This window comes from Pseudomonas sp. PB106 (genome assembly GCF_009764645.1).
In the GTDB taxonomy this organism is placed as follows: Bacteria; Pseudomonadota; Gammaproteobacteria; order Pseudomonadales; family Pseudomonadaceae; genus Aquipseudomonas.
The window spans coordinates 24,744-38,119 of the sequence record NZ_RWIM01000092.1; the positions used below are offsets into that span (position 1 = coordinate 24,744).

Below are 13,376 nucleotides of genomic sequence, written 5' to 3' on the forward strand. Positions count from 1 at the left end.
CTGCGTTAGTCTGACCGTTCCCTGCTGTCTGCCGAGCTTTTCCATGCCTGACCTGCTAGACCGCTACCCGCTGACGGCGGGCACTTACCACGAACTGCTCGACGGCAGTGGCGCGGTGCGCCCGCACTGGCAGCGGCTGTTCGATCAGTTGCAGCGCAGCACTCCGGCGCAACTGATGCAGCGGCAGGCGTTGCTGGCGCGGCAGATTCAGGAAAACGGCGTCACGTATAACGTTTATGCCGACCCGAAAGGCGCGGATCGGCCTTGGGAACTGGATCTGCTGCCACATGTGATCGCGGCGAATGAATGGCAACAGCTGTCGACCGGGATCGCCCAGCGTGCGCGACTGCTCAATGCCGTGTTGGCGGATCTTTACGGCCCGCAGCACTTGATCAGTGAGGGTTTGCTTCCGGCAGAACTGGTGTTCGGTCACAACAATTTTCTCTGGCCGTGTCAGGGCATCGCGCCACCGGAAGACGCGTTCCTGCACCTTTATGCGGTGGATCTGGCGCGCACGCCGGACGGTCGCTGGTGGGTCACGGCCGATCGTACCCAGGCACCGTCGGGCGCCGGCTATGCGCTGGAAAACCGCACTATCGTTTCCCGCGCCTTCCCCGAGTTATACCGCGATCTGAAGGTGCAGCATCTGGCCGGGTTCTTCCGCACCTTGCAGGAAACCCTCGCGCGTCAGGCGCCGGGTGACGATGAAACGCCGCTGGTGGTGTTACTCACGCCGGGGCGCTTCAACGAAAGCTATTTCGAACATCTCTACCTCGCTCGCCAGCTCGGTTATCCGCTGGTCGAGGGCGGCGACCTGACAGTGCGCGATGCCACGGTGTACCTGAAAACCCTCAGTGGCTTGCGTCGGGTGCACGCGATCATGCGTCGGCTCGACGACGATTTCTGCGATCCGCTGGAGTTGCGCACGGACTCTGCGCTCGGCGTGCCCGGTCTGCTTGAAGCGGTGCGTCAAGGACGGGTGCTGGTCGCCAATGCGCTGGGCAGTGGCGTGCTGGAGTCGCCGGGGCTGCTGGGTTTTTTGCCGAAGATCAATCAATACCTGTTCGGCGAAGAGCTGATCCTGCCCTCCATCGCCACATGGTGGTGCGGTGAACCGCCGGTATTGGCGCAGGCGCTGGAAAAACTGCCGGAGCTGTTGATCAAACCGGCCTTTCCCTCGCAAACCTTCGCACCCGTATTTGGCCGTGATCTGAGTGAAAAACAGCGTCAGAATCTGGCCGAGCGCATGCAGGCGCGGCCTTATGCCTATGTTGCGCAAGAATTGGCACAACTCTCCCATGCGCCGATCTGGCAGGCCGAAAACGGCCAGCTTCAACCACGGGCGATCGGCATGCGCATGTATGCCGTTGCCAGTGCTGACGGTTATCGAGTATTGCCCGGCGGTCTGACCCGGGTGGCCGCCGAGGCCGATGCCGAAGTGGTCTCGATGCAGCGTGGCGGCGTGAGCAAGGACACCTGGGTATTGGGCGAGCGCCCGCCGAGCGGCGAACAGTGGAAAACCCAACGCAATGTCGGTGTGCACGACCTCGTCCGCCGCGATCCTTATCTGCCCTCACGGGTGGTGGAAAACCTGTTCTGGTTTGGCCGTTACTGCGAACGCTGCGATGACAGTGCGCGGCTGCTGCGGATCATGCTCGCGCGCTACGTCGATGGTGATGACTCGCAAGCGCTGCAGGCGGCGGTCGACCTCGGCGAGCGGCTGACGCTGTTGCCAGACGAGGGCGACTTGCCAGAACGCCTGCTGGCAGCGCTGCTCGGCGATGACTGGTCGTTCAGCCTGCGCTCCAACCTGCAACGCCTGCAGTGGGCGGCCTCGCAGGTGCGCGGCAAGCTTTCGCGGGAAAACTGGCAGGCCTTGGTCGAGTTGCAGCGCGAGGCCATGGAGTTGGACACCGATGAACCGGATTTCGGCGAGTTGCTGGATTTCCTCAATCGCCTGGTGATGTCGCTGGCGGCGCTGTCCGGTTTTGCCCTCGACGACATGACCCGCGACGAAGGTTGGCGCTTTCTGATGATTGGCCGGCGTATCGAGCGCCTGCAGTTTCTCAGCAGCAGTCTGGCGGCGTTTCTGCGTGGTTCCGGCGCGTTCGATCAGGCCGGCCTGGAATGGTTGCTGGAACTGGGCAACAGCAGCATCACCTACCGCTCACGTTATCTGGCGGTGGCGCAATTGATTCCGGTGCTCGACCTGTTGCTGCTCGACGAGCAGAACCCCCACGCGGTGTTGTTCCAGTTGAAACTGGTGACCCGCACGTTGAAGCGTTTGAACGATGATTTCGGCGTCCCGCGGGAGGCCGCGCTGCCGCGATTGGTGGAACGTCTGGCGCAGTTTGATCTGGGGTGTCTGGAGAATCCGCTATTCGGCGAGTCCAGCGTGCGCGCGGCGCTCAATGGCCTGGCGGATTTGCTCCAGGAAATCGCCGAAGCCAGCGGCCAGGTCTCGGATCGACTGGCCCTGCGCCATTTCGCTCACGTCGATGATGTCAGCCAGCGTACGGTGTCCGTCTGATGAGCGCGCATTACCAGATCCTTCACGACACCTGTTACCACTACGACAGCCCGGTGTCGCTGGCACAGCAGCTGGCGCATCTGTGGCCCCGCGAGTGCACGTGGCAGCGCTGCACCGAGCAGCAATTGCTGATCAGCCCGCTGCCAACCGCTCGGCGTGATGAACTGGACGTGTTTGGCAATCCGCTGACCCGACTGGCGTTCGAACGGCCCCACGACGAGTTGCAGGTCAATGCGCGGCTGACTATTGAGGTACTCGCGCGCCCGGCGCTGGATTTCAAGCAGTCCCCGGCCTGGGAGCTGACCCGCGATGCTCTCACCTACAGCAGTCAGCCGCTGTCCGCCGATCTGCTGGAAGCCTGTCGCTATCGGTTCCAGTCACCCTATGTGCATTTGAAGCGTAGCTTCGTCGAGTTTTCCGATAGCTGTTTTCCAGCGGGTCAGCCGCTACTGCTATGCGTGCAGGATTTGATGCAGAAGATTTTCAGTGAATTCACCTTCGATGCCGAAGCGACCCAAGTGGCGACGCCGCTGGTGGAGGTGCTGGAGCGGCGGCGCGGGGTGTGTCAGGACTTCGCCCATTTGATGCTGGCGTGCGTGCGCTCACGGGGATTGGCGGCGCGTTATGTCAGTGGTTATCTGCTGACTCAGCCACCACCGGGGCAACCGCGTTTGATCGGTGCCGATGCATCTCATGCTTGGGTGTCAGTGTTTTGCCCGGTGCTGGGCTGGGTGGATTTTGATCCGACCAACAATGTGCAGCCGGCGCTGGAGCACATCACCTTGGCGTGGGGTAGGGACTTCTCTGACGTTTCGCCATTACGCGGAGTGATTCTCGGCGGCGGCAACCACGACCCGGAAGTGCGGGTTACCGTGATGCCAATCAATGAGTGATAAAAGAAACCTGTGGGAGCGGGCTTGCCCGCGATGGCGGAGTATCTGTGACGACTTTGTTGACTGTGCCGCAGTCATCGCGGGCAAGCCCGCTCCCACAGGGATTTGTGCCGAATTCTGATGGGAAGGGCAGTGAGGGCCGGCGGTGAAACCGCCAGCCCTGTCACAAATCCGCAGGGTCTGATCCGATCATCAAACCCGGTGGGGCTCAGGCGTCGGGCGCCTGATCTTTCGGTGCTTCAGTTGCAGCGGTTGCATCAACATCATCTTCCGTTGCCACTTCACCCTCAGGGTTCAGTGCTGCTTCTTCAGCGGTTTGTTTCTTGCGCTGAAGCTTTTCCTCTTTCTTCTGTTCCTTTGCCAGGTCTCGTTGACGTTTGGCGAAGGAGTAATTGGGTTTGGCCATGGGCGTTCCTCTTGGTCGAAGGTGAGGTTGAGCGGCGCGTATTCTGCCCTGTATCGGTGCCTTGCGGTTAGCCGGGTTTTTGGTCGACCCATTTTGGCGTCACGGTCGGCTTCCAGTTATCCAGGGCATCGAGCAGCGTTTGTGGCGATTCGCTCACTTGCAGCATGTCACGGTGTGGCTCGCGAACGAAGCCTTCGCCGACGATGTGGTCAAGAAATGCAGTGAGTTTGCTGTAGAAACCGTTCACTTCCAGCAGACCCAGCGGCTTGCCGTGGTATCCGAGCTGCCCCCAGGTCCAGACTTCGAACAATTCCTCCAACGTGCCGAGGCCGCCGGGCAGGGCGATAAATGCATCGCTGAGTTCCGCCATCCGCGCCTTGCGCGCATGCATGCCATCGACCACCTCCAGGCGCGTCAGGCTTTTGTGGCCGATTTCCTTGTCCATCAGGCTTTGCGGGATGATGCCGATCACTTCGCCGCCGGCGGCCAGCGCGGCGTCAGCGACGATTCCCATCAAACCCACGGCGCCCCCGCCGTACACCAGCGTCAGATTACGTTCAGCGAGCGCCTGGCCAAGGGCGATGGCGGCTTCGGTGTAAGCCGGGTCAGTGCCGGCGTTGGCACCGCAAAATACACAAACGGATTTCAGAGACATGCCTTTCTCCTGGGTCGATCCGACACAGGGTAATGGCTCGCACGCTGCGATCCAAGGGCTAAACTTCTCGCTCTGGCGATTCAAAGGTACCGCTGGCGCCACAGGCGTAGGCGGCGAGCAAACTGCACAACAGACCGTTAAAGAACATGACAGGCACTCCGTTTCAGTAGGTGGGCCGATCATAGGGCCGGGCGGGAATTCTGGCCGTTAGATTGTGTCGATAAGGGTCATAGCCTGAAAGTTGTATACAATTTTTGACTCAAGTCATAGGAACTTGCGAAAATTTCAGGCAGTCTTTCCATCATTCGTGTGTTTGTTAACCCTGCCTTGGAGATTCACCATGTTTTCCAAAGTTGTTGCAGTATCCCTGCTGGCGCTGGCCAGCAGCCAATTGATGGCTGCCGAGTGCAAAACCACCGTTGACTCCACCGATCAGATGTCCTTCAACACCAAGGAAATCGTGATCGACAAGAGCTGCAAAACCTTCACCGTCGAACTGACCCACTCCGGCAGCCTGCCGAAGAACGTCATGGGCCATAACCTGGTGATCAGCAAAGAAGCTGACATGCAGCCAATCGCCACCGCTGGCCTGGCCGCCGGTATCGACAAGAACTACCTGCCGGAAGGTGACGCGCGCATCATCGCCCACACCAAGATCATCGGCGCCAAGGAAACGGACTCGCTGACCTTTGACGTGGCGAAGATTGCAGACGGCGGCTACGGCTTCTTCTGCTCGTTCCCAGGCCACATCTCGATGATGAAAGGCACGATTACCGTCAAGTAATCAGGCCAATCGGGTCATCGTTCTTCGCGAGCAAGCTCGCTCCCACAGGATGCTATGTCGGTCACACATTTTGTGAACAACACAGAAACCTGTGGGAGCGAGCTTGCTCGCGAAGGGGCCATCAGCATCAACTGATATGTGGGCCAAAGAAAAGCCCGCTGAGGAGCACTCCTCAGCGGGCTTTTTCATTCAGTCACCGACTACGGCGCAAACGGCATCACGCGTTTGTGATGGGTCTTGTTGTAGGTCGCGACGATGATGTCGAACGCTTCCTGACGCACCGGCTCACCGTGCAGGAACGCATCAATCTCGGCATAGGTCACGCCGTGGGATGCCTCGTCCGGTTTGCCCGGCGACAGGTCTTCCAGATCCGCCGTCGGCACCTTCTCGACCAACGATTCCGGCGCACCAAAGCTGCGAGCAATCGCGCGAACCTGGTTTTTCACCAGACCGCTGAGCGGTGCCAGATCGCAGGCGCCGTCGCCAAACTTGGTGAAGAAGCCCATCACCGCTTCCGCCGCGTGATCCGTGCCGATCACCAGACCCTGCGCGGCGCCGGCGATGGTGTACTGGGCGACCATGCGCATCCGCGCCTTGGTATTGCCGAGGACGAAATCCACCGAGACCGCGTGCTTGCCTTCGAACGCGGCGACTTCACTGGCCAGCGACTTCACTGCCGGGCCGATGTTGACGGTATGGCGTTCGTCCGGGGCGATGAAGTCCACCGAGGCCTGGGCGTCGTGCTCGTCGAACTGGGTTTCGTACGGCAGACGCACGGCGATGAATTTGTAGCTGTTGTCGCCGGTCTGGTCGCGCAGCTCACGCATCGCCCGTTGGGCCAGAAGGCCAGCGGTCAGCGAATCGACGCCACCGCTGATACCCAGCACCAGCGTCTTGAGCCCGGAATTGACCAGGCAATCCTGAATAAAGGTAATGCGCCGGGCGACTTCGGCCTGCAGGGCCTGGTGGTCGGCGAACGGCGGTTGCACCTTGAGCTGTTCAGCAATCTCACGCTGTACGGCTTGCATGAATTCACTCCTTGCTAGATAGACTGGAATCGGCAGGAACCTGGAAAACATGTCGCAAGTAGGCGACGAAATTCGGGTCTTTGCAGTGTGACTTGCCTGGCTCGTCGGAGATCTTCGCCACCGGTTGGCCGTTGCAGGCGGTCATTTTAAGCACGATGCTCATCGGTTCGACACCCGGAATGTCACAGGTGAGGTTGGTGCCGATGCCGAAGCTGACGTTGATCCGACCGTGCAGCGCGCGGAAGATCTCCAGCGATTTGGGCAGGGTCAGGCTGTCGGAGAACACCAGCGTCTTGCTCATCGGGTCGATGCCGAGCTTGTGATAGTGCGCGATGCACTTTTCGCCCCAGACCACCGGATCGCCGGAGTCGTGGCGCAGACCGTCGAACAGCTTGGCGAAGAACAGATCGAAATCGCCGAGGAAAGCGTCGGTGGTGATGCAGTCAGTCAGGGCAATCCCCAACAAGCCGCGGTACTCGCGGACCCAGCAATCGAGCGCAGCGATCTGGCTGTCGATCAACCGTGGGCCGAGTTGTTGATGGGCCATGATCCACTCGTGGGCCATGGTGCCCAGCGGTTTCATATCGAGTTCACGGGACAGATGCACGTTGCTGGTGCCGACGAAACGCCCGGGGAAATCGTGCTTGAGCACGTTCACCACTTCTTCCTGCACGCGGTAGGAAAACCGGCGTCGCGTACCGAAATCGGCTACTTGCAGTTGCGACAATTCGTCAGCTGAGGCGTTGGCGGTCAGCCAGTCGAACTTGCGGTAAAGCTGTTCCCGCGCCTGTTCGAGCACGGTTTCGCGGTAGCGATAACGATTGCGCACTTCGCTGACGATCGCCAGCAGCGGCACTTCGTAGAGGATCACATGCAGCCATGGCCCGCGCAGGCGGATGAACAGCTCGCCGTTCTCGATGCCGGTGTGTACGTAGCGCAGGTTGAAGCGGAACAGGCCGAGGAAACGCAGGAAATCCGGTTTTAGGAAGCTGATGCGCTCAAGGAAACTCAACTGATCGGCGCTCAGACTCAGTTCCGCCAGACGCTCGATCTGGTAGCGAATCTCAGCCAGGTACGGGCGTAAATCCTCGCTGTTACGGCAACGAAACTCCCATTCGACTTCAACGTTGGGGTAATTGTGCAGCACCGCCTGCATCATCGTCAGTTTGTAGAAGTCGGTGTCGAGCAGGTTCTGCACGATGCGATCGGCAAACACACTCTCGCTCATAACGGGGTCTCCAGGTGCGCCGCGCCGTGGCGCGGTCTCAATCAATGACACTAGTGGCGCATATCAGCGGTGGGGATTGCCAGCGCTTTTTTGCTTTCCGGTGAAAGATCTTCTGATGCCATACATCTCAGGCCGCAAAAAATGTTCATTCTCGGTTGTACTTCAAGTGCGGCAAGAAGCACTTGTTCAAGACACTCCCAGCTTTTTAAATAATCGGACAGTAGTGTGTGTCTTGGTATCAGATTAGTTTCAATCGCTGTAATCATGGCCGACCTGATCATTTCGTGGGTTGCGATTTTAGACATGGATGACACTTCCTTTGAAGGAGATTTGCTCCAGTGTGTCAACGCCGTCCTGAAGTAATAAATACGCAGGAAGTATTAGTCGATAAAAGTCAGAGTCATTTGTACCTTTGATAGTGACTGAAGTAAAAGTCTCCAAGAGACTGGCAGCAGCACGGATCCTGTAGCACGCGTCTTCAAATAGCTGATCGGGTGCGGCGTGTGAGTCTATAAAGAAAGTGGGGATATTGGTTGCGTTTGCCTTCAGAGGATAAAAACGATTCATTGGGTCAAGTCCTTCAGATTGTTTTGGGTGTGACAGTTCGAAGAATGATTTTCTTTGAGTTGGGAGACGTAAGTTTGTTTGTGCAGAGTCATTGTTTGAATTAATGACTCCGCTTTAACGGGCTCTAAGCTTGAGTTGGGCGTTTGCTGAGTCCGGAGGCGGACGCCAGTTCGCTATGGCTCACTGCGGCTGAGCGGTCAGTCAGAGGTGGCCACGCCGCAGGATCAATGTCCAGATCGAGAAACAACTTTGAATCGAAAACCGGTGTCTTGATCCCGGCGCGCCGTTGTTCGTCATAATCACGCAGGATACGCAGGCATACTTTGAACAGCAGGGCCATCGCTGTGAGGTTGACCAGTGCCAGTAGCGTCATGGTGATGTCTGCAAAAGCCAGAACAGTGGACAGATCTTCGATGGAACCCCAGAACACCAGGAGCAACACCAGTACACGATAGAAGATCAGTATCTTTCGAGGTTCGCCGAACATGAACCGTAAACTGTTTTCCCCCAGGTAATAGTTGTAAAGCATCGCGGTGAAAACGAATAACGCGAGCATTACGCTTATAAACATGCGTCCCCACTCGCCTACAACGGCAGCGAGTGAGTTTTGTGCCAGAGCTATTCCGTCACCTTCAAATCCAGGGGTGTAGAAACCTGATAGCAAAATCATGAGTGCCGTCGATGTACAGATCACAAATGTATCGATGAAAACACTCAATGCTTGTACGGCACCTTGGGTTACGGGATGGTTGATCGTCGCTACTGACGCTACGTTGGGAGCGCTCCCCAGTCCGGCCTCGTTGGAAAATACGCCGCGTCTGACGCCCATAATGATCGCACTGCCAATCAGTCCGCCAAACGCCTGATCCAGACCGAATGCGCTTTTGATAATGGTCATCAGCGTGGCAGGAACGTGGTCGATCTGCAGAACAATCACATAAGCCGTTACGCCGATGTAGGCGAGAACCTTGAGAGGCACCAAAAGGTCGGCTACTGCTGCGATCCGCTTTATTCCGCCGACGAAGACGACTCCCAGCAGCAAAGAAAGTGCAAGCCCCGACCACATGGTCGGCAGACCAAAAGCATCTTTGAGTGAGTGAGATACTGCATGGGACTCGAGGCCATTGATTGCAAACCCGAAGGTCAACAGTAAAAGTACCGCTGCGAGCATCCCGAGCCAGCGCTTGTCCAGTCCATGCTGGATGTACCAGGACGGCCCCCCGCGAAAGAGGCCATTGCCGTCACTGCGCTTGTAGAGTTGACCCAGCGTACATTCGAAAAAGCTACTCGACATGCCCATAAGAGCGGTCATCCACATCCAGAACACTGCACCGGGCCCGCCTATGCTGACTGCAATGCCTACCCCGACGATATTGCCGGTACCTACGCGTCCCGCAAGACTGAGTGTCAGCGCCTGAAATGAACTCACTTGACGGCTGCCTCCACGCCAACTGCTGTGTAATACGTCGAACATATGGACGAAGAATCTGAACTGAACAAATTTTGATCGGAAAGTGAAATAGCCTCCAAGACCAAGAACTAAAGGTATTAATACCTTGCCCGTCAGAAATTCATTGATGACGTCTAACATTCATAGCTCCTTGCTATTTTGGGTGCTGGCGAGTTAATGGCATCGTCAGCCCTGAAGCCTTTCAGGAACCGTAATATCCGGCCATATTTCAGTTGATGCAATTTCGCAAGTTGCTTAAATGTGATGCGAGTTGGTGCTATGGTTGCGTCTTCTTATTATTATTGGATCGTCATATGTGTGAGTTTCTTCCGGCTAACTTAAGGTTGCTGTGTAGTCACTACAGATCTGTCGCAGAGGTTTGTAGGAAGATTCATATTAATCGCGGGCAATTCAATAAGTATCTATGTGGGAAAAGTATTCCTACACATTTTAATCTCAAGCGAATCTGCGATTTTTTTGGTGTGGATGAATCTGAGGTTGGGCTGCCGCCGGAGCAATTCATTGCTTTGATTGGGGTCAAGAGCAATAAGAGTCAGCTCCTTGGGAAAGCAGCAGCGCCGCAGCTAATGCATGAGCACTTGCGTGAAAAGTCTTCACCGGAACTGAAAGCACATCTCGGCTATTACTACGAGTATTACCACGCAATGACTGAGCCCGGCTCGATCCTGTGCTCGCTTGTGCATGTGCGGGGGGAGGGCGATGACGTCGTGTATGAGCGAAACGAGCGCTTACAGATAACCGGCGCGGAGGATGTTTTTGAACGGTATCAATATCTGGGTATTGCTTATTACCTTCGTGACCGCTTGTTTTTCATCGATTATGAATCGCTTACCTCCAACGAAATCAGCCAAACCATTCTCATCCCCAGTTTTAAAAGCTGCATTACCCGCCTCAATGGTTTGAAGATGGGGGTCTCTGCTGCGGATCATCGTGCTCCCGCATGTTCGAGGGTTGTCTGGGAATATTTGGGGCAAGAAATCGATCGGGTCGATGCCTATCGACGCGTCCGTTTGTACCAGCCCGATGATTGCGCTATCGATGACGACCTGCGCGCACGACTGGCTCAGACTCAGGTTGTTGAGGGGCTGTTTGTTATTGCCTGACATAATCCGCCAGTAGGAACTGCCGCAGGCTGCGATCTTTCGATGTTGGTTTTGAAGGTCAAAAGATCGCAGCCTTCGGCAGCTCCTACAGGGGACTATCGATCTGTTCCAGCATCCACTTCACAAAATCGCGCACCTTCGGCACTTCCGCCGCATGCTCCGGGTACGCCAGGTAATAGGCGTCGCTGCTCGGCATTGCATGCTGCCAGGGAATGACCAGTTTGCCGTCGGCCAATTCCTCTTCCACCAGAAACCGTGGCAACAGTGCGACACCACAGCCGACCTGCGCGGCGCGAATGCACATATAAAAGGTTTCGAAACGTGGCCCGTGGTAGCTGTGTTCGGTCTGGTAGCCCTGACTGTCGAACCAGTCGTGCCACGCCTGCGGGCGTGAGGCATTTTGCAGCAGGACCAGATCGCTGAGTTGCGTCGGATCAGTGAACGGTTTCTCCGGCAGACTGCTCGGCGCGCACACCGGCACCAGTTCTTCACCGAACAACTTCAGGCATTCAGTACCGGGCCGCGAACCCTGGCCGAAATAGAACGCCAGATCACTGCGCCCTTGCAGCAGATCATCCGCTTCCTGTTCGTTGCACAAATCCAGATGAATCGATGGATGACGCAGGCGCCAGCCCTTCAGGCGTGGCACCAGCCAACGGGCGCCGAAGGTCGATGGTGTAGAAACGCGTAGGACTTCGGTCTCGCCGCCGTAGGAGCGCAGGTAGTGGGTCGACATTTCCACCTGCGTGAGGATTTTTCGTACTTCAACCAGGTACAAATCCCCAGCCGGGGTCATCTGCAGGCGCCGGCGCACTCGGCGGAACAACAAGTGCTGCAACAATTCTTCCAGCTGCGCGACCTGCTTGCTGACGGCGCTCTGGGTCAGATTCAGTTCCTCGGCGGCGCGGGTGAAACTCAGGTGCCGGGTCACGGCCTCGAAGCACTGCAACGCGGTGATCGAGGGCAAGTGGCGTTTGTTCAGCATGGCCGATCCTTTTCTTGTCTTTCTGTGCGCAGCATGAATAAACGGAATGATATCTCGCGTAAAGGTCGTTTGTTGACTCGCCATTGTGACGCTACAACTAAAGGCCTGCCCGGTCGCGAAAAAGCGTCCGCACACATTCAGTTTTTTGCTTGAGGAGTGACCCATGGTTGCCGCATTGCTTGATCGTCTTGGTGTGAACCCGGACCTTTATCAGAACGGCAAAGTGCCGGTGCATTCGCCAATCGATGGCGGCCGCATTGCCGCCGTCAATTGGGAGGGCCCGGCCGAAGTCGAGCAGCACATCAGTCGCGCAGATCATGCGTTCGAGCAGTGGCGCAAAGTCCCGGCCCCGCGTCGCGGCGAGCTGGTGCGCCAGTTTGGCGAAGTGCTGCGCGAGTACAAAAACGATCTCGGCGAACTGGTTTCCTGGGAAGCCGGCAAGATTACTCAGGAAGGTCTGGGTGAAGTGCAGGAAATGATCGACATCTGCGATTTCGCCGTCGGCCTGTCTCGTCAGTTGTACGGTTTGACCATCGCCTCCGAGCGTCCGGGCCACCACATGCGTGAAACCTGGCATCCGCTGGGCGTGGTTGGCGTCATCAGTGCGTTCAACTTCCCGGTCGCAGTGTGGGCGTGGAACACCACGCTGGCGCTGGTCTGCGGCAACCCGGTGGTGTGGAAACCTTCGGAGAAAACTCCGCTGACCGCACTGGCCTGTCAGGCGCTGTTTGATCGTGTGGTGAAGAATTTTACCGATGCGCCGGCGAATCTTTGCCAAGTGATCATCGGTGGCCGCGATGCCGGCGAAGCACTGGTCGATGACCCGCGTGTCGCGCTGATCAGCGCCACCGGCAGCACGCGCATGGGCCGTGAAGTGGCGCCGAAAGTCGCCGCACGTTTCGCTCGCAGTATTCTGGAACTGGGCGGCAACAACGCGATGATTCTCGGCCCAAGCGCCGATCTCGACATGGCAGTACGCGCGATTCTGTTCAGCGCCGTCGGCACCGCCGGCCAGCGCTGCACCACGTTACGTCGCCTGATCGCTCATGAATCGGTCAAAGAAGAAATCGTCACCCGCCTGAAAGCGGCGTACTCGAAAGTGCGTATCGGCAACCCGCTGGAAGGCAATCTGGTCGGCCCGCTGATCGACAAGCACAGCTTCGAAAACATGCAGGACGCCCTGGAACAGGCGTTGAGCGAGGGCGGTCGAGTGTTTGGTGGCAAGCGCCAACTGGAAGATCAGTTCCCCAATGCCTATTACGTGTCGCCGGCCATCGTTGAAATGCCGGAGCAGAGTGACGTGGTCTGCAGCGAAACCTTCGCGCCGATTCTCTATGTGGTTGGCTATAACGACTTCCAGGAAGCGCTGCGCCTGAACAATGCGGTGCCGCAAGGCCTGTCGTCGTGCATCTTCACCACTGACGTGCGCGAGGCTGAGCAGTTCATGTCGGCGGTCGGCAGTGACTGCGGCATCGCCAACGTCAACATTGGTCCGAGCGGTGCCGAGATTGGTGGTGCGTTTGGTGGCGAGAAGGAAACGGGCGGTGGCCGTGAATCGGGTTCGGATGCGTGGCGCGGCTACATGCGTCGTCAGACCAACACCGTGAACTATTCGCTGGAGTTGCCGCTGGCGCAGGGCATTACATTCGACTGAGGATGGAGGGAAGCTGAAAAGATCGCAGCCTTCGGCAGCTCCTACATAGGTGGCGCCAGGCTGCGGTTTTGT

12 protein-coding genes are annotated in these 13,376 nt (G+C 57.5%); 5 read left to right on the top strand and 7 right to left on the bottom strand.

The features are described 5' to 3' along the window. Positions 1–43: 43 nt before the first annotated feature. Together EJA71_RS12230 and EJA71_RS12235 are read left to right on the top strand one after the other, a co-directional pair. Positions 44–2,530, top strand: a complete 2,487-nt coding sequence (locus EJA71_RS12230) for a circularly permuted type 2 ATP-grasp protein (RefSeq protein WP_158957125.1) — start codon at positions 44–46, stop codon at positions 2,528–2,530. Continuing rightward, entirely contained in the window at positions 2,530–3,423 is an 894-nt protein-coding gene (locus tag EJA71_RS12235; RefSeq protein WP_158957127.1) for a transglutaminase family protein, read from the top strand. Before EJA71_RS12230 ends, EJA71_RS12235 begins: the two co-directional genes overlap by 1 nt. A gap of 208 nt (positions 3,424–3,631) precedes the next feature. On the opposite strand, the gene EJA71_RS12240 is transcribed toward EJA71_RS12235, so the two are convergent. Together EJA71_RS12240 and EJA71_RS12245 are read right to left on the bottom strand one after the other, a co-directional pair. Next, on the bottom strand, positions 3,632–3,829 hold the full coding sequence (locus EJA71_RS12240; RefSeq protein ID WP_158957129.1) for a hypothetical protein: 198 nt from the start codon (positions 3,827–3,829) through the stop codon (positions 3,632–3,634). 67 nt (positions 3,830–3,896) lie between these two features. Further along, on the bottom strand, positions 3,897–4,484 hold the full coding sequence (locus tag EJA71_RS12245) for a TIGR00730 family Rossman fold protein (protein ID WP_158957131.1): 588 nt from the start codon (positions 4,482–4,484) through the stop codon (positions 3,897–3,899). Between the two features lie 340 nt (positions 4,485–4,824). On the opposite strand from EJA71_RS12245, the gene azu reads away from it, so the two are divergent. Beyond that, on the top strand, positions 4,825–5,268 hold the full coding sequence (gene azu, locus EJA71_RS12250; RefSeq protein WP_008078296.1) for an azurin: 444 nt from the start codon (positions 4,825–4,827) through the stop codon (positions 5,266–5,268). Between the two features lie 200 nt (positions 5,269–5,468). On the opposite strand, the gene nadE is transcribed toward azu, so the two are convergent. The 4 genes from nadE to EJA71_RS12270 all read right to left on the bottom strand — a co-directional run bounded on the left by nadE (position 5,469) and on the right by EJA71_RS12270 (position 9,682). Continuing rightward, a complete protein-coding gene (gene nadE / locus EJA71_RS12255; RefSeq protein WP_158957133.1) occupies positions 5,469–6,296 on the bottom strand; it encodes an ammonia-dependent NAD(+) synthetase in 828 nt (275 codons plus the stop codon). 4 nt (positions 6,297–6,300) lie between these two features. Further along, positions 6,301–7,524 (bottom strand): nicotinate phosphoribosyltransferase, encoded by a 1,224-nt coding sequence (gene pncB, locus EJA71_RS12260; protein ID WP_158957135.1) that lies wholly within the window; start codon positions 7,522–7,524, stop codon positions 6,301–6,303. A 50-nt stretch (positions 7,525–7,574) separates the two neighbouring features. Continuing rightward, on the bottom strand, positions 7,575–7,829 hold the full coding sequence (locus EJA71_RS12265) for a hypothetical protein (protein WP_158957137.1): 255 nt from the start codon (positions 7,827–7,829) through the stop codon (positions 7,575–7,577). Between the two features lie 386 nt (positions 7,830–8,215). Beyond that, complete coding sequence (locus EJA71_RS12270; protein ID WP_158957139.1) at positions 8,216–9,682, bottom strand: sodium:alanine symporter family protein; 1,467 nt, start codon at positions 9,680–9,682, stop codon at positions 8,216–8,218. 173 nt (positions 9,683–9,855) lie between these two features. Here EJA71_RS12270 and EJA71_RS12275 point away from each other — a divergent pair, with 173 nt between their 5' ends. Then, entirely contained in the window at positions 9,856–10,665 is an 810-nt protein-coding gene (locus EJA71_RS12275; protein WP_158957141.1) for a helix-turn-helix transcriptional regulator, read from the top strand. An 85-nt stretch (positions 10,666–10,750) separates the two neighbouring features. On the opposite strand, the gene EJA71_RS12280 is transcribed toward EJA71_RS12275, so the two are convergent. Then, positions 10,751–11,650, bottom strand: a complete 900-nt coding sequence (locus EJA71_RS12280) for a LysR family transcriptional regulator (RefSeq protein WP_158957143.1) — start codon at positions 11,648–11,650, stop codon at positions 10,751–10,753. A 163-nt stretch (positions 11,651–11,813) separates the two neighbouring features. Here EJA71_RS12280 and EJA71_RS12285 point away from each other — a divergent pair, with 163 nt between their 5' ends. Beyond that, positions 11,814–13,304, top strand: a complete 1,491-nt coding sequence (locus EJA71_RS12285; RefSeq protein ID WP_158957145.1) for an aldehyde dehydrogenase family protein — start codon at positions 11,814–11,816, stop codon at positions 13,302–13,304. The last annotated feature ends 72 nt before the right edge of the window (positions 13,305–13,376 follow it).